At 69.2% G+C, this 14737-nt stretch carries 19 protein-coding genes; 11 read left to right on the top strand and 8 right to left on the bottom strand.

Annotated features, from left to right (window positions below):
- Positions 1–8: 8 nt before the first annotated feature.
- On the bottom strand, positions 9–140 hold the full coding sequence (locus ABD156_RS26130; protein WP_344279005.1) for a hypothetical protein: 132 nt from the start codon (positions 138–140) through the stop codon (positions 9–11).
- Between the two features lie 15 nt (positions 141–155).
- A complete protein-coding gene (locus ABD156_RS26135) occupies positions 156–653 on the bottom strand; it encodes an EXPERA domain-containing protein (RefSeq protein WP_344279008.1) in 498 nt (165 codons plus the stop codon).
- Between the two features lie 52 nt (positions 654–705).
- Here ABD156_RS26135 and ABD156_RS26140 point away from each other — a divergent pair, with 52 nt between their 5' ends.
- From ABD156_RS26140 to ABD156_RS26155, 4 genes are all read left to right on the top strand, one after another.
- A complete protein-coding gene (locus ABD156_RS26140; protein WP_344279011.1) occupies positions 706–1530 on the top strand; it encodes a DUF1295 domain-containing protein in 825 nt (274 codons plus the stop codon).
- A gap of 123 nt (positions 1531–1653) precedes the next feature.
- Entirely contained in the window at positions 1654–2031 is a 378-nt protein-coding gene (locus ABD156_RS26145) for a hypothetical protein (RefSeq protein WP_344279014.1), read from the top strand.
- 1 nt (position 2032) lies between these two features.
- Positions 2033–3070, top strand: coding sequence for a hypothetical protein (locus ABD156_RS26150; protein WP_344279017.1), 1038 nt, complete (start codon positions 2033–2035; stop codon positions 3068–3070).
- Between the two features lies 1 nt (position 3071).
- A complete protein-coding gene (locus ABD156_RS26155) occupies positions 3072–3683 on the top strand; it encodes a YbaB/EbfC family nucleoid-associated protein (protein WP_344279020.1) in 612 nt (203 codons plus the stop codon).
- A 4-nt stretch (positions 3684–3687) separates the two neighbouring features.
- Here ABD156_RS26155 and ABD156_RS26160 read toward each other — a convergent pair whose 3' ends face one another.
- Positions 3688–4356: a TetR/AcrR family transcriptional regulator gene (locus ABD156_RS26160; protein WP_344279023.1), complete on the bottom strand. Its 669-nt coding sequence runs from the start codon at positions 4354–4356 to the stop codon at positions 3688–3690.
- Positions 4357–4496: 140 nt separating this feature from the next.
- Between ABD156_RS26160 and ABD156_RS26165 the strand changes: the two genes are divergently transcribed.
- Both ABD156_RS26165 and ABD156_RS26170 read left to right on the top strand, forming a co-directional pair.
- Positions 4497–5348 (top strand): 3-hydroxybutyryl-CoA dehydrogenase, encoded by an 852-nt coding sequence (locus ABD156_RS26165; protein ID WP_344279026.1) that lies wholly within the window; start codon positions 4497–4499, stop codon positions 5346–5348.
- Between the two features lie 20 nt (positions 5349–5368).
- On the top strand, positions 5369–6523 hold the full coding sequence (locus ABD156_RS26170; RefSeq protein ID WP_344279029.1) for an acyl-CoA dehydrogenase family protein: 1155 nt from the start codon (positions 5369–5371) through the stop codon (positions 6521–6523).
- Between the two features lie 584 nt (positions 6524–7107).
- On the opposite strand, the gene ABD156_RS26175 is transcribed toward ABD156_RS26170, so the two are convergent.
- The gene (locus tag ABD156_RS26175; protein ID WP_344279032.1) at positions 7108–7515 is read right to left on the bottom strand and encodes a winged helix-turn-helix transcriptional regulator; all 408 of its coding nucleotides are present in this window, start codon (positions 7513–7515) and stop codon (positions 7108–7110) included.
- A gap of 87 nt (positions 7516–7602) precedes the next feature.
- Between ABD156_RS26175 and ABD156_RS26180 the strand changes: the two genes are divergently transcribed.
- The 4 genes from ABD156_RS26180 (at position 7603) to ABD156_RS26195 (ending at position 9848) form a co-directional block, all read left to right on the top strand.
- The gene (locus tag ABD156_RS26180) at positions 7603–8457 is read left to right on the top strand and encodes an NAD(P)H-binding protein (RefSeq protein WP_344279035.1); all 855 of its coding nucleotides are present in this window, start codon (positions 7603–7605) and stop codon (positions 8455–8457) included.
- A gap of 91 nt (positions 8458–8548) precedes the next feature.
- Positions 8549–8905 (top strand): ArsR/SmtB family transcription factor, encoded by a 357-nt coding sequence (locus ABD156_RS26185; RefSeq protein ID WP_344279038.1) that lies wholly within the window; start codon positions 8549–8551, stop codon positions 8903–8905.
- Positions 8906–8931: 26 nt separating this feature from the next.
- Positions 8932–9096, top strand: coding sequence for a hypothetical protein (locus ABD156_RS26190; RefSeq protein ID WP_344279041.1), 165 nt, complete (start codon positions 8932–8934; stop codon positions 9094–9096).
- Positions 9093–9848 carry a hypothetical protein gene (locus ABD156_RS26195; protein ID WP_344279044.1) on the top strand — a complete coding sequence of 252 codons (756 nt, stop codon included), beginning with the start codon at positions 9093–9095 and terminating at the stop codon, positions 9846–9848. The genes ABD156_RS26190 and ABD156_RS26195 overlap by 4 nt, the downstream gene beginning before the upstream one ends.
- Before the next feature lies 1 nt (position 9849).
- Here the strand turns inward: ABD156_RS26195 and ABD156_RS26200 are convergent, their stop codons facing one another.
- The 3 genes from ABD156_RS26200 to ABD156_RS26210 all read right to left on the bottom strand — a co-directional run bounded on the left by ABD156_RS26200 (position 9850) and on the right by ABD156_RS26210 (position 12264).
- Complete coding sequence (locus ABD156_RS26200; protein ID WP_344279047.1) at positions 9850–10401, bottom strand: DUF6069 family protein; 552 nt, start codon at positions 10399–10401, stop codon at positions 9850–9852.
- Between the two features lie 45 nt (positions 10402–10446).
- A complete protein-coding gene (locus ABD156_RS26205) occupies positions 10447–11040 on the bottom strand; it encodes an HdeD family acid-resistance protein (RefSeq protein ID WP_344279050.1) in 594 nt (197 codons plus the stop codon).
- Positions 11041–11127: 87 nt separating this feature from the next.
- Entirely contained in the window at positions 11128–12264 is a 1137-nt protein-coding gene (locus tag ABD156_RS26210) for a cytochrome P450 (protein WP_344279818.1), read from the bottom strand.
- A 97-nt stretch (positions 12265–12361) separates the two neighbouring features.
- Here ABD156_RS26210 and ABD156_RS26215 point away from each other — a divergent pair, with 97 nt between their 5' ends.
- Positions 12362–13438: a TetR/AcrR family transcriptional regulator gene (locus ABD156_RS26215; protein ID WP_344279053.1), complete on the top strand. Its 1077-nt coding sequence runs from the start codon at positions 12362–12364 to the stop codon at positions 13436–13438.
- An 8-nt stretch (positions 13439–13446) separates the two neighbouring features.
- Here the strand turns inward: ABD156_RS26215 and ABD156_RS26220 are convergent, their stop codons facing one another.
- Positions 13447–14607 carry an MFS transporter gene (locus tag ABD156_RS26220; protein WP_344279056.1) on the bottom strand — a complete coding sequence of 387 codons (1161 nt, stop codon included), beginning with the start codon at positions 14605–14607 and terminating at the stop codon, positions 13447–13449.
- Positions 14608–14737: the final 130 nt, after the last annotated feature.

A 14737-nucleotide genomic window follows, 5' to 3' on the forward strand; every position in this document is an offset into this window, starting at 1 on the left:
GACGACGGTCAGTGCGGCCGGATCGCCGGGCCGGTGTCGTTCTTCAACCGGCTCGGCGGATTGGCCGGTCCGATGGTGCTTTCGCCGCCGGTCACGCCCGCGCCCCGGAAGCGCTCTTCGGCGAGCCAGTCCCTGCCCATGTCTGTCCACAGTGGTCAAAACCGCCGAGCGAACGGCAGCGGTCGACGCATCCTCACCAGCAACAGCAACGGGATCAGCACGTAAGGGAGGTTGAACGCGAGGAACTTGCCCGGGTTGCCGGTACGGGTCGCCGGGTCGCTGAAGAACTCGACGCCGAACACGACGATCCCGGTGAGGGTGACGATCATCGTCGCGTAGATCACCGCGAACAGCTGGATCCCGTTGCGGCCGGTGACGAGACACCAGACGAGCACGACGTAGAAAGGCAGGTAGACGAACGCGGACAGCCCGGTGACGATCCGCATCCAGTCCGGCGGGTGCATGAAGAGCGGGTCGGCGTCGTGGGCGTACCAGTAGTTGGAGTCGACGAAGAAGTTGCCGGTCGGCCGCGAGAAGTCGACGCCGATCGTCGGCAGCAGGTCGCTGATCAGCGACGTCACCGTGAAAACCGAGAAGATCACCGCGAAGAAGAGGTCGATCTTGCGCTCGCGCAGGGGCAGGTTCGCCGTCATCGGCGGATTCTAACGGCGTCGCGCGGGCGATCCCGGCAGTAAAGTCGCGGTCATGAACGCGTTCCAGGTGTGCCTCTGGGTTTTCGCGGGCGTGTGCGCCGGCTGCTGGCTGCTGTCGGTGCTCACCAGGGAGCACTCCTGGGTGGACCGGATCTGGTCGGTCGTCCCGGTGGCCTACGCCGGGATCTTCGCCGGTCACGCGGGGTTCGCGGACGCCAGGCTGAACCTGCTGTTCGCGCTCGTGTTCCTGTGGGGCGCGCGGCTGACCTTCAACTACGGCCGCAAGGGCGGCTACGCGCGCGGCGGCGAGGACTACCGCTGGGCGGTGCTGCGCGGCCGGATGGCTCCGTGGCAGTTCCAGCTGTTCAACCTCTTCTTCATCACGCTCTACCAGAACGTGATCCTGCTGCTCATCACGCTGCCCGCGTGGACCGCGCTGGATCATCAGACGCCGCTGGGCGTCGCCGACATCGTGCTGGCGGTGGCGTTCGTTGCCTGCTTGGCTGGCGAAACCCTCGCCGATCAGCAGCAGTGGAACTTCCACCAGCGGAAGAAGCGCGAGACGGCCGCTGGGCGCACCCCCGACCCGCGGTTCGCGCAGACCGGGCTGTTCCGCTTTTCCCGCCACCCCAACTTCTTCTTCGAACAAGCGCAGTGGTGGCTCGTGTTCCTGCTCGGTGTGTCCGCGGCGGGCGCGGTCACCTGGACGATCGCCGGCGCGGTCCTGCTGACGGCGCTGTTCATCGGCTCGACGATCTTCACCGAGAGCATCACTCTCGGCCGCTATCCGGAGTACGCGGACTACCAGCGGCGCGTTTCTCCCATCGTGCCGTGGTTTCCGCGCCGAGCGGCGTCCGCGCCCGCGCGCGAGGGGTAGAGCCGGTACGTCCGGAATGTGGCGGTGGTCACGTCGATGTCGTGAACCGGCGTCATGTCCGATGAGTCGGAAGGATACCGTTCGCTCAGTAGGGTGACGGTTCATACGACTGGGGGTGGACCCATGATCGGTTTTGAAACCGACGTGAAGGATCTGCGCAAGGCGAGCGGGTTCGTCGAGGACGCCGGGCACGCGGCGGAAACCGCGCGCGACGGCGTGCGCGGGCTGGACATGCCCGAGGCGACCGGACCGCAGGGCATCTTCGGCGGGTTCAACCCGTTCGGCGGAGGCCCGACGACGGCGTTCGGCGGCTCGCTCGGCATGCGCCAGGTCGCGGCGGCGTACGAGTACCACCGTTCGAAGGTCGAGGAAGCGCTGGCGAAGCTCGCTTTCACCACGCAGCAGGCGAGCGTCGCGCTCGCGCGCGTGGCCGACCTGTACGAGAGCGCCGACGGGGAAGCGCGGATGGGCGTGCGCAACGCGGCAGGGGAGGGGCTCTGACGTGAGCGACCAGGAAAACTACTTCGGGCTGAGCGGCGGTTCGGACGAACGCTCGCGCGAGCAGCTGCTCGAAGGCATCTGCGAGGACCTGCGGCAAGGCGCGAACGACGCGCTCGACGGCGTGCTGGCGTTGCGCTACGCGGAGTTCATGCTGTTCCAGATGATGGACGGCCTGTACGAGTCCTATCAGGACGAGGTCACGAGCATCTTCCGCGAGTTCTCCGAGGCCGACCTCAAAGACACCGGCGCCGGACTGCAGTCGCTGATCAATTCTTACGAGCACATCTGGCAGAACCTCGGCCGCGGCTCGATGACGGAGCTGCGCCGGGCGAAGGAACTGATGGGCTCGTGGCGCGGCGAGGCGGCCGAGGACGTGAAGACGTATCTCGACCGGCTGTCGGAGACCTACGACCAGATGGCCACTGAGATCTCGGTGCTGGAGAGCGGCGTCGTCGCGGGCCGGGACAGCGTGTGGGGCGCGCGGGACGACCTCAACACGCTCGGCAAGTCGTTCAAGGACGCCGCGGAGAAATACCAGAAGGACAAGGCCAAGGAGGGTGAGATCTCGCTGTCCAAGGTCATGACGACGGCCTTCACCGCGGCTTTGGTCGGGATGCTCGCCGCGGTCGCGACCCCGGCGGCCGCGGGCGCCGGGCTGAGCCTCGCCGCCGCGGGCACGCAGGCCGCGGTGGCCGGTGCGGGCGCGGGGCTGTCCGAGGTCGTGGCGGAGGCCTCGGCGCGGGTCGAAGGGGAGTCCTCGAAGGAGATCTTCGAGAGTTTCCTCGACAACGTCGAGAAGATCCGCTCGGGAATGGACCAGTCGACCGGACGGCTCGCGGACAAGATCCGCGAGAAGGCCGACGGCCTGCCCGACATCCCGAAGCCCGCCGACGTGAGCCCCGGCGATTCGTTCGACCCGTCCAACTTCGAGACCTCCAACACCCCGAAGGACACCGAGAAGAAGGTCCGGGACCGGAACGTCGACATCGCGCCGGACGGTTCGGTGTCGCAGCCGCTGTCGCCGTCCACAATGGACTGACGTGGCCGATCCGGAAGAACTGCTCCAGGCACTGTCCGCGTTGTCGGTCGAGGCGTCCTCGGCCGACAACGCGGTCACGGCCACGGTCAACACCGACGGTGTCCTCACTGGACTGAAACTCTCCGGCGCAGTGCGGAATTTGCCGCCGGAGGAGTTGGCCGCGCTGGTGCTGCACACGTACGCCGAAGCGCAGCGGCAATCGGCGCACCAGACGGCGTCGTTGCTGGCTCCGCTCGGCACCCGCGGGTACGTGATGGACCGGCTGATGTGGCGGGCCGGGTTCACGCCGGACGTCGCTCCCGCTGCTCCGGCCGCTGCTCCTCGGCGGCCTGCTCGGCCCGTTGAAGCGAAACCGCCCGCCGTGCCGGTCCAACCGAAACCGGCTGCTGTGCCGGTCCAGTCGAAACCCGTTGCTGCATCAGGGAATCCTTCCGCGCCGCTGGCAACAGCTCCCGGACCTCGGCAAGCAACGGGCGGCGCTTCCGCGGCTCCGGGAGAGGGCGACTACCTCCGCAACCGCACCGCCGACCCCGAGCAGCCGACGGAGCCGGAACGCCCGGTGAGCGACGAGGACTGGTACGAGGGCGGCGTGCGGTTCGACGAGGCCTGGTAGCCGCTCAGCTGAGCGTGCCCTCGTCGCCGAGCAGCTTGCGCAACCCCGGCAGGACCGCGGAAAGGTCTTTGCCGGTACGGAAAGCGACGACCGTCGTCTCGGTCTCGCCGGTGTTGCCGAACAGCGCGACCGTGTCCGCCATCGCGGCGTCGAAGGCCGCCTCCGGGTCCGCCGTCTGCCCACGCAGCCAGCGGCGGAGGACGTGGTTGTGCGCCGTCACCACGGCCGCCGCCATGAGTTCGGCGCGCAGTGCGGTTTCTTCGCCGCCGCCCATCCAGCGGTGGACGAATTCCTGGAACAGCCGTTGATACTGCCGCGTGCCGGCGATTTCCCGGGCGCGCAGCGCGGGAACGCTGCGGGTGAGCCGGTACCGCGCCAGCGCCAGGTCGCCTTCCGCGACGTAATGCCGCAATACCAGCCGCGAGGCCTCGGTGACCGCGACGGTCGCGGTGCGCGGGTCGGAACCGGCCAGCCGGGCCTCGATCGCGCTCAGCAGCACCTCGTGGTCGGGGAAGATGACGTCCTCTTTGGACCGGAACGCCCGGAAGAACGTGCTGCGCCCGACGCCCGCGCGGTCGGTGATGTCGTCGACCGTCGTCTGGTCGTAGCCGCGCTCCTCGAACAGCGCGAACGCGGCCTCGGTCAGCCGTTGCTTGGCCGGTTTGTCGGGCATCGGGCCACCTTTCGCACGCACGCTGCGGCCAGCCTAATCGCCTCCTGGCCCGAGCGAGCAGGGTGAGGTGGACCACCCCGCTCTGGCCTACCGGTCGGTACTGAGTACCGTCATCATGAAACCAAGTACCGGAGGGATGGGTGAGGCACGTGGAGCTCGTCGGCGTGGTCGGCTGCGGCCAGATGGGGGCGGGGATCGCCGAGGTGTGCGCCCGGGCCGGGCTGGACGTCGTGGCGGTCGAGTCGACCCGGGCGGCCGCCGACGCGGGCCGGGCGCGGCTCGAGGCCTCGCTGGGCCGGGCCGAGCGCAAGGGGAAGATCGCGTCCGCGGCCGACGTGCTGGAGCGGATCCGGATCACCGAGGACCTCGACGACCTGGCCGACCGCACGCTCGTCGTCGAGGCCATCGTGGAGAACGAGGCGGTCAAGGCGGAGCTGTTCGGGAAGCTGGACAAGATCGTCGCCGCGCCGGACGCGGTGCTGGCCTCCAACACGTCCTCGATCCCGATCATGAAGCTCGGCACCGCGACCGCGCGCCCGGCGCAGGTGCTCGGCATCCACTTCTTCAACCCGGTCCCGGTGCTGCCGCTGGTCGAACTGGTCCCGAGCCTGCTCACCGGCGACGAGACCACCGCCCGCGCGCGGAAATTCGCCGAGGAGACGCTGGGCAAGCACGCGATCCTGTGCCAGGACCGCGCCGGGTTCGTGGTGAACGCGCTGCTGATCCCGTTCATCCTCGCCGCCGTGCGCATGCTGGAATCGGGCTTCGCGACAAAGGAAGCGATCGACGAGGGCCTCGTGCGCGGCGCCGCGCACCCGCAGGGCCCGCTCGCGCTGGCGGACCTGATCGGGCTCGACACCACGAAGGCGGTCGCGGAATCGCTGTACGAGGAGTTCAAGGAGCCGCTGTACGCGCCGCCGCCGCTGCTGGCCCGGATGGTCGACGCCGGCCTGCTGGGCCGCAAAACCGGCCGCGGCTTCTACACCTACTGAGTTCCGGCGAGGAGATCCCGATGAGTTTCGACCTGTTCAAGATCAACGAAGACCACGAAGCGATCCGCGAGGCCGTCCGCGCGGTCGCCGAAGAGCAGATCGCTCCGCACGCCGCCGAGGCCGACGAGCGCGAAGAATTCCCCAAGGCGTCCTACGACGCACTGGTCGCGTCGGACTTCCACGCCCCGCACGTGCCGGAGCAGTACGGCGGCGCCGGTGCCGACGCGTTGGCCACCTGCATTGTGATCGAGGAAGTAGCGCGAGTGTGCGCGTCGTCCTCGCTCATTCCCGCGGTGAACAAACTCGGCAGCCTGCCGTTGATCCTGGCCGCGAACGAGGACGTCAAGGCGAAATACCTGCCGCCGCTGGCTTCGGGCGAGGCCGGATTCTCGTATGGACTGTCCGAACGCGACGCGGGCTCGGACACCGCATCGATGCGGTGCCGCGCCACCCCTTCCGGCGACGACTGGATCCTCAATGGACAGAAGTCGTGGATCACCAACGCCGGTGTGTCGGAGTACTACACGGTCCTGGCGGTCACCGACCCGGACGGCCGCCGCGGCGCCAACGTGAGCGCCTTCGTGGTGGAAAAGTCCGACGCCGGTTTTTCCTTCGGTGCCAAGGAAAAGAAACTGGGCGTGAAGGGCTCGCCGACGCGTGAGCTGCTGTTCGACCAGGTGCGCATCCCCGGCGACCGGATGGTCGGCGAGCCGGGAGAGGGTCTGAAGATCGCCCTGCGGACGCTCGACCACACCCGCGTGACGATCGCCGCGCAGGCCGTCGGCATCGCCCAGGGCGCGCTGGACCACGCGCTGGGTTACGTCAAGGAGCGCAAGCAGTTCGGCAAGCACATCGCGGACTTCCAGGGAATCCAGTTCATGCTGGCGGACATGGCGATGGCAGTAGAGACGGCGCGCCAGATGGTGTACACCGCGGCGGCGAAGTCCGAGCGAGGTGACGCGGACCTGTCGTTCTTCGGCGCGGCGGCCAAGTGCCACGCCTCGGATGTGGCGATGAGCGTGACGACGGACGCGGTCCAGCTGCTCGGCGGTTACGGGTACACCCGGGACTTCCCGCTGGAGCGGATGATGCGGGACGCGAAGATCACACAGATTTACGAAGGCACGAACCAGATCCAGCGGTTGGTGATGGCTCGGCAGCTTTTGAAGGGCTGAGGTTCTTCAGTTCGGGAGGCTTTGGCTGCTCGTGATCGGACCCCGTCGAGGTCGTCATGAGCAGCCAGGCCGCTCGGAGAGTCAGGTGCGCTTCCCCGAGCCCGGGTGTCCGCCGCTGACGATCTGTACCTGGCGCACCGGGTACAGCGGTCCGCTGATCCGTTTCTTCGCCCTGTTCCTGCTCGGAGCGAATAGTCTCGGCTTTGTGCCATGCAGTCGGTGGATTGCTGCCCAGGTGCGGGCGCGGACACCGTTTTGCCGAACGGAACGGGCCGGATTCCGTTCGAAAGCCCGGATGACGGCCCGGAGGGCCACTTCGAGATCGCGTTCGTGTTGGCGAGCCTCTGCGGGGAAGGGCCCCGGCTTGCGGCGACGCTTGGTGCCATAACGCGCGACGTGAACTGCGACCTCTTCCTCAAGGCGCGCAACAATGCTTGCGGCGGCCTTGGTTCCCGACTGCGATCGTTGCCTTTTCCCGCCATCCGGCCCAGTCATATCAGATAAATCGGATGGAACACCGGGACTGTTACGACAGAGGCTGCTGTTCCGAGCCGGTCGTTAACCCGTCTGCTGGTTTTCCTCGCTCAAGACGCCGGCTTGTGCTGCCGATCATGCCGCCTCTGCGCCTTCACCACATCCATCGTCCGCGCACCGACCCAATCCAACAGCCCCTGCAACGGCGTCGCCAGCTCCTGCCCAAGCTCGGTGAGCGAGTACGTCACCTTGGGCGGCGTCGCGGGCTCCACCTCGCGGTGGATCAAGCCATCACGGGTCAGGGTGCGCAGGTTCTGCGAGAGCATCTTCTCGCTGATTCCGCCGATCGTGTCGCGCAGTTCGTAGAAGCGCGCCGGTCGTTCGCGCAGCGAGAGCAGGATCAGCGTGCCCCAGCGGCTGCACACGTGGTTGAGCACCCCGCGGCCGGGGCAGTCGCTGTCGAATGCGTCACCCGGGTCCGCGGCGGCGCGGCGTCCTGCCTCGGTGCCTACTCCCATGTCGGGAGCTTACCTCGCGGTTCGTACTTACGAAAGGTTAGCCCAAAACCTACGGTGAGCCTCACTGCGACACAAGGAGGTACTCCCGTGACCAAGATTCTGGTGATCGGCGCGACCGGCAACGTCGGCCGTCAGGTGGTTGTCCAGTTGACCGAACGCGGCGTTCCGGTACGGGCGTTGGCTCGGCGGCCCGAACAGGCCGAGCTGCCCGGCGGCGTTGAGGTCGTGTCCGGTGATCTGTCTGATGTGGACAGTCTGCGCACCGCGTTGCGGGGCGTGGACTCGGTATTCTTGATGTGGCCCTTGATTTCCGGCAAGCCGGCTCAGGAAATCGCGGACACGATCGCCGAAAGTGCTCGTCGGTTGGTGCTGTTGTCGTCGGCCGCCGCGCGCACTGACTCGGACGACGCGATCAGCCGGGTCCATCGCGCGGTGGAGAAGGCGATCGAGCGCACGAGTCTCGAGTGGACTTTTCTTCAACCCCACGGCTTCGCGACCAACACGCTCGGCTGGGCGGCGCAGATTCGCGAGGACGGCGTCGTGCGCGGGGCATACGGCTCGGTGTCTTCGACGCTCATCCACGAGGCCGACATGGCGGCGGTCGCGGTGGCCGCGCTGACTTCTGACGGGCACGTCGGCGCGAAGTACGACCTCACCGGCGCGGCCGCGCTGACGCAGGTCGAGCAGGTCCGGGTGATCGGGGAGGTGATCGGCCGGGAGACCCGCTGGGAGGAGGTGTCCCGGGAGGTCGCGCGCGAACTCCTCCTCGAGCGGATCCCGGCGGAGTACGCGGACGCCATGCTCGACGCCTTCGCCCGCTTGGCCGACCGCGAACCTGACCGGCCGACGACGACGGTGGAGGAGGTCACCGGGGTTCCGGCGCGGACGTTCGCTCAGTGGGTGGCCGATCACGCGGGCGAGTTCGGGCCTGCGGAGCGTTGAGGAGGCCTGTCGCCTAGCTGGTTCAGCAATTGCTAATATTTGCAATTGCTGAACCAGTCAGGCGCGGAGGGCGAGACCCGGAGGCGGCATCGTGAGCAGACCGCTGTACCAGCTGAAAGCCGAGTTCTTCAAGACGCTCGGCCATCCGGCGCGGATCCGGGTGCTGGAGCTGCTGGCGCAGCGCGAGCACGCCGTCGCGGAGATGCTGCCGGAGGTCGGGATCGAGCCGGCGAACCTGTCGCAGCAGCTCGCGGTGCTGCGGCGGATGGGGCTGGTCACGACGCGCAAGGAAGGGTCGAGCGTCTACTACTCGCTGATCAGCCCGCAGGTCGCGGAGCTGCTGGCGGTCGCGCGCGAGATCCTGACCGGCGTGCTGTCTGGCCAGGTCGAACTGCTCGACGACCTGCGCGCCGCGCACGCGGGCGGGCCGCGTTCCCCGGAGAGCTGAGACTGCGAAATCCGACCGGAGGCGATGTGACGAGCGAATTCGTGCGGGAACTGAAGCGGGGCATCGCGGCGGCGCTGCAGGCGCTGGAGCATGCCGGCGAGGACGAGGCGGAAGGCCACCGCGAGCGATTGGCCGAACTGCGGGAAATCGCGCGGCAGAACGACGTCGACCTCGGCGAGTCAGGCCGATGAGCTGGGCGCACTCCGAGCTGGCGATAGTCGGCGACGGCGAGTCGGCCGGAGTGTCGCGGCTGCGGGAGGACGCGCGGGCGATCCGCGAGCACACCGGCGTGCCGGCGTCGGCGTTCACGGTGCGGTCGCGCGACGCGGCGGAGCTGGCGGCCGCCCTGCGGTCGCTGCCGGGCGAGGTCGCGGCGGTGTACCTGACCGGGGCTGAACCGGCGAAAGCCCGTGCGGCGCAACGAGAACTCGCCGCTAGCGTTCCGGTGATCACCGAGGAAGAAACCGCCGGGATCGTGCTGACCGCGGCGGTGCTGATCCGGACGCGACGGCTGCATGTCGCGCCGTTCGACGCGAAAGTGGTGGTAGCCGGGTCGGACACGATGCCGTTGCTGGTACCGCTGCTGGTGGCGTCCGGGATGGGCGAGGTGGTGGCCTGGCGACGCGACGACGCGGCCGGATTCCCGCTGCCGGAAGTCGCCCGGAACGCGACAGTGGTGGTCGATGCGGTGGGGGAGTTCGGGGGTTCCGCGCTGGTGCCGCCGGATCGGAGCGCGAGGCTGTTGCCGCTGCCGGGCCTGTTCGCGGCCCTGCGGCGGGGGCTGGCCGGGTCTGACCCGATGGACCAGCTGGACGTGCACCGGGCGTGCGCGCACGCGTTGACGACGCTCGCGCCGGTGGATCAGCCGTTGCCGGAGTTGTCGGATCCGGATGTGGCCGTCCGGGTGCTGGACGCGATAGCTGAAACGGCTCGGAGGCGTTAGGTCAGCGGTCGTAATACGTAGTCGGCCCCTCCGGCCACTGCCGCGTCGGCGGGGGAGGCGGCGGCTGCTGCTCCGCCCGGCTGCTGCGCTTCCGCCGGTGCAACGTCCGCGCACTGGCCGCCATGCTGCTCACCAGCGAGGCGATCACCAGCCCGATCACCAGGTTGATCGCCGCGGTGGCGATTTTCGCCTCCATGCCCACCGTGAGCGTGAGTGGCAGGACCACCGCGATGGCCGTGACCAGCACCATGATCCACCCGAAGAACTGCCCCGGCGCGGGCGTCGCCACGCTCAGCAGGTGCATCAGCCCCGTCGCCAGCAGCGCGACAGCGGCGGCGGAGATCGCATACGTCGGCGTGCTCGCCTTGCCCCAAAGGCCGTCGCCTTTCGGGGCGAGGACGGGCACGTCGAAGATCCCTCGCGCGATCAGCAGGCCCACCACCGCCACGAGCGCCGCGACTACCGCGGTGGCCACACCGCCCGCCCACAGCCTCGCCGCGTCGATGCCTGGCCGGGTGTCCTCCCCGTAACTGCCGGGGTACTGCTGAACCATCGGGCGGTCCTTCCCTCGCAAAAGCGGTCGCTGTCGATTGTCGCGCTACTGAGGCTGTTCCGCCGGGTCGGCGGATTTCGCCAGCTTGCGCAGCCGGAACGACAGGACCACGAGGGTTACCCCGTAAATGACCGCGTAAATCCCGATCAGCAGCGCGACGCCGAAGGCTCCGGCGATCGGGTGGAACAGCACGAGCACCCCGGCGATCACCGAAAGCGCGCCCGCCACGATGAGAAACGCCTCGCCGGTGATCTGCTTGCGCAGCCGGATCGCCGCGGCGATTTCCATGATCCCGGTGACCACCGCCCACGCCCCGACGAGCGTCGCCAGCACCAGCACGGTCACCCCGGGCCACACGAGCGTCATGATCCCGGCGACCAGGCCCAGCACGCCGAGCAGCGCGTACGCGATCCGGTGCCCGCCGTCGCCCGGCCGGAACGCCTGCATGATCGCGCCGACCGCGTCGATCAGCACGTAGATCCCGAAGAGGAAAGCCAGCGCCAGCACGGTGATCCCCGGCCACGCCAGCGCCAGCACGCCGAACAGGATGCCCAGGATCCCGCGCGTGAGCACGAGCGGCCACGCGCGCCGCGGGTCGAGCACCGCGAAGCCGAGGACGGGCGGAATGGGCGTGGACATGGATTGCCTCCCGGGGTGTCGTGCTGACCTGGCGAAACGGTAGCCGGACCTGCGCGCCGTCGCCGGGACCTCACCCGATCGAGGGCGTTACCAATCGACCGTCAATCCGGCCAGCCGCCACGTTCCGGGGTCGGGTACCCGCTTCGCCTCGAGGACACGCAATCCGGCGAACCGGTCCAGCAACGCGGTCAGCGCCACCTCCGCCTGCACCCGCGCGAACGACGCGCCGAGGCAGAAATGCGGCCCGTGCGCGAAACCGAGATGCGCGCCGGCCGAGCGGCGGACGTCGAAGCGGTCCGGATCGGCGAAGACGCGCGGGTCCCGGTTCGCCGCCGCGATCGACGCGGTCACCGGCTCGCCCTCGCGGATCCGCACGCCGTGCAATTCCAGATCCTCGGTGGCCCGCCGGGGAATCGTCAGCAGCTGCGAACCGCACCAGCGCATCAATTCCTCGACCGCGCCCGGCCACAGTTCCGGTTCCGTGCGCAGCAGTTCGAGCTGATCCGGGTGCGCCAGCAGGGTTTCCACGGAATTGGCGATGAAATTCGCCGGCGTCTGCCCGGCCAGAACGAGCTGCCAGACGAGCGCGACGGCTTCCGTTTCCGTCAGGCCCGCATTCGTCAGATGCGCCAGCATCGCGCTGTCCGGATGCGCGACCAGCGTCCGCGAGCTGTCGATGATCCCGGGCACGGCGGTGGCGAACTCGTCGCCGGACACCTGGACGACCGCCGCGCCGTATTCGTGCCAGCGCGGCCGTTCGGGTTCCGGCACGCCGACGAGCGCGCAGATGACCTCCATCGGCAGCGGCTGGGCGAACTCCGCCAACAGGTCGACGGGGCCTTCCGCGGGCAGTGCGTCCAGGTACCGGGCGACGATTTTCTCGATCTCCGGCCGGAAATCGAGCGCGCGACGGGCGGCGAACGCCGGCGTGGCCAGACGGCGCAGCCGGGCGTGCTCGGCTCCTTCCATTTCCTGCATGGTCCGCAGGTAAGGACGGCAGTGCTCGGGCACATCCGGCCGCTGGTAGCTGGCCTCGCTCAGGGCGAACCGCTGGTCAGTCAGCATCGCGCGGGCTTCGGCGTGCCGCGTCAGGACCCACATCGGCGGCATGCCGGGGCCGGTCAGTTTGGCGAGCGGGCCCTGCTCGCGGGCGGCGCCGTAGGTCGTGAACGGGTCGCTCGTGACGGCCGGATCGGTCAGGTCGAGTTCGGGAACGGGGGCCAAGGCAGACACCAGCAACCTCCAGATGGGCAATTCAGATGATCTCATCATATGAATGGTGACGGTATCTTGGCAAGGAAGCGGACCGGGAGGACTCACGATGGCGCGGCTGACCAGGGCGCAGACGCAGGAGCGCAACCGGGCGAAGGTGCTGGCCGCCGCTCGCGACGAGTTCACCGAGCGCGGGTTCCGCGACGCCAAGATCGACGTGATCGCCGAGCGCGCCGAGCTGACCCGCGGCGCGGTCTACTCCAACTTCCCCGGCAAACGCGCGCTCTACTTCGCCGTGCTCGCGGCCGAGGCGGAGCGGTTCGCCGCCGAGGCGCCCGATCCGGACCCAGGCCTCACGCCCGCCGAAGCGCTCGGTGCGTTCGCCCGCGCGTGGGTCGCCCGGCTGCCGCTGGCCACCGATCCGGACGCGCGTCTCGGCGTCGACCTGCTGCCGGAAATCCTTGCCGACGAACTCACCCACCGGCCGTACGCGCAGTTGCTGCGGTTCGACGCGATTGTGCTCGGCTTGGCGCTGGAACGGCTTTCGCTGTCGTCCGGACGGCTGGTGCGGGTGGCGGAAGCGGCGCTGACGATGCTGCATGGTGCGAGTCAGCTCGCGGCCGCGGCACCCGGGTTCGGCGAGCCGTTCAACGTCGTGCGCGCCTGTGAAGCGTTGCCCGCGCTGGAACTGAGCGATGCCTGGCCGGAGCCGCCGATCGTGCCGCAAGCGCGGGCGGACGGGGAAATCTGGTCTCCGCCAGAGGTTTTCGACGCCCTGCGAGAGCGGTCGGTTCGCATCGACGGCGACGGAGTGGTCGCGGTGATCGGGCTGCACCGGCTGTCCGCAGTGGAGGAAGCCCTGCGCGCGGCCGGGGAGGTCACGCTCGTGGTGGTGACGGGTCAGCCGGGGGAGCTGGTGCCGTTGACCAATTTAGTGCTAGCGGATCTGCGCGGATTGTTGAAGCGCTCGTGTCCGGAATCGGCGTGGCCGAACGTGCGCGTGATCGTGGACGAGACCGGCGCGGTGGCCTCCGCCGCAGGGGTTTCGGCGGTCAGCGACGCGACCGAAACCGCGATCCGGGTCCACAATGGACATATCCTGCTGCGCGCCGAGGGCTTCGGTGCCTGCCAGGCCGCCGCGACCAGCCCGGTGCCCGCCGAATCCGGGAAGGGCGCTGAAAGCTGACCGGCGTTTCACCGTTCCTGGAGAACAAAACGGGAAAGGCAAATCGGCACGATCATCAGCGCGATGGCTGTCCAAGGCAGTGCGCCGGGCGCGGTGCCGAGCAGGACGCCGCCGATCAGCGCACCGCCGGCGACGGCGCCGTTCCAGCTGGCGATGGTCAGCGACTGCGCGATGTCGGCACGGCGTCCGGCCAGGACCGCGGTGACCGCTTGGAACGACGTCGGCGCGCCGCCGAAAGCCAAGCCCCACAACGCACACGCGGCCAGCAGCAGCACCGGGTCGCGGCCGCCGAGGACCAGTATCCCTAAACAGACCGCGGTAACGGCGGCGCAGCACGTGAGCACGGCGCGGGGATAGCGGTCGAGGGCGAGCCCGACCAGCCACAGCCCGGCCACCGTGGCGGCGCCGAACAGCAGCAGCCCGGCGCTCAACAGCGCGAGATGCCCGCGACCGGCGTAGAACGGTCCGAGATAGGTATAGAACATGTTGTGCGCCAAGGAAAACGCGATCACCAGAAGCAGCAGCGGGCGCAGGCCCGGCGTGCGCAGCACCGCACGGAAGCTCGTCCGGACACCCGGTTCTTCGCCGGGCAGCGGCGGAACCACCGCCACGATCCACCACAGCAGCGGCGCCGCGACGAGGGCCATTCCGGCGAACACCCAGCGCCAGCCGACGAGTTCGCCGAGGGCGGCGCCTGCCGGGACGCCGAGCGCGAAACCGACCGGGGTGCCCGCCATCGCGACGGCGAGCGCGCGGCCGGACCGCTCCGCGGGCACGAGGCGCATGGCGTAATTCGCCACGAGGGACCACAGAATCCCGGTGAGCGCCCCGGAGGCCACCCGCGCCGCGAGCACCAGCGCGAACCACGGGGACAGCGCGATCGCCAGGTTGGTCGCCACGAATCCGGCGACCAGCAGGAGAAGAAGTTTCCGGCGGGGCATCCGGGCCGACGCCGCGGTCAGCGGCAGCGCGGTGAGCGCGGTGGTGATCGCGTACACCGTCACCAGCTGTCCCGCGGCGGCTGGCGACACCCCGAGGTCGGCCGCGGCGGGGAGCAGGATTCCGGCCGGGACGATCTCGGTCAGGCAGCCGAGGAACACTGACGCGGCCAGGGCCAGCAGGGAGGGGAAGGGGAGGGCGGTGCGGCCGGGCGGTGCCGTGACGTCCATGGCGGGGTCCTTGGGGTCGTGGCGGCCCGGCCGCGCGGGTTGTGTGGTTCGTCGCGTGGTGGTTTGGCGACCGCGTTGGTCGTGCTGGTGCGGAGTGCGGTGCGGCCGGGCCGAAAACGTCCGGCCCGGC

The sequence above is a fragment of the Amycolatopsis albidoflavus genome (genome assembly GCF_039525725.1).
Classification (GTDB): Bacteria; Actinomycetota; Actinomycetes; order Mycobacteriales; family Pseudonocardiaceae; genus Amycolatopsis; species Amycolatopsis albidoflava.

What these genes read in the sequence shown, in the direction of transcription:
- ABD156_RS26195 (WP_344279044.1), top strand. Translation starts at nt 9,093, where the DNA reads ATGAGCTGGGCGCACTCCGAGCTGGCGATAGTCGGCGACGGCGAGTCG.
- ABD156_RS26140 (WP_344279011.1), top strand. Translation starts at nt 706, where the DNA reads ATGAACGCGTTCCAGGTGTGCCTCTGGGTTTTCGCGGGCGTGTGCGCC.
- ABD156_RS26220 (WP_344279056.1), bottom strand. Translation starts at nt 14,607, where the DNA reads ATGGACGTCACGGCACCGCCCGGCCGCACCGCCCTCCCCTTCCCCTCC.
- ABD156_RS26215 (WP_344279053.1), top strand. Translation starts at nt 12,362, where the DNA reads ATGGCGCGGCTGACCAGGGCGCAGACGCAGGAGCGCAACCGGGCGAAG.
- ABD156_RS26130 (WP_344279005.1), bottom strand. Translation starts at nt 140, where the DNA reads ATGGGCAGGGACTGGCTCGCCGAAGAGCGCTTCCGGGGCGCGGGCGTG.
- ABD156_RS26205 (WP_344279050.1), bottom strand. Translation starts at nt 11,040, where the DNA reads ATGTCCACGCCCATTCCGCCCGTCCTCGGCTTCGCGGTGCTCGACCCG.
- ABD156_RS26200 (WP_344279047.1), bottom strand. Translation starts at nt 10,401, where the DNA reads ATGGTTCAGCAGTACCCCGGCAGTTACGGGGAGGACACCCGGCCAGGC.
- ABD156_RS26170 (WP_344279029.1), top strand. Translation starts at nt 5,369, where the DNA reads ATGAGTTTCGACCTGTTCAAGATCAACGAAGACCACGAAGCGATCCGC.
- ABD156_RS26160 (WP_344279023.1), bottom strand. Translation starts at nt 4,356, where the DNA reads ATGCCCGACAAACCGGCCAAGCAACGGCTGACCGAGGCCGCGTTCGCG.
- ABD156_RS26135 (WP_344279008.1), bottom strand. Translation starts at nt 653, where the DNA reads ATGACGGCGAACCTGCCCCTGCGCGAGCGCAAGATCGACCTCTTCTTC.
- ABD156_RS26175 (WP_344279032.1), bottom strand. Translation starts at nt 7,515, where the DNA reads ATGGGAGTAGGCACCGAGGCAGGACGCCGCGCCGCCGCGGACCCGGGT.
- ABD156_RS26145 (WP_344279014.1), top strand. Translation starts at nt 1,654, where the DNA reads ATGATCGGTTTTGAAACCGACGTGAAGGATCTGCGCAAGGCGAGCGGG.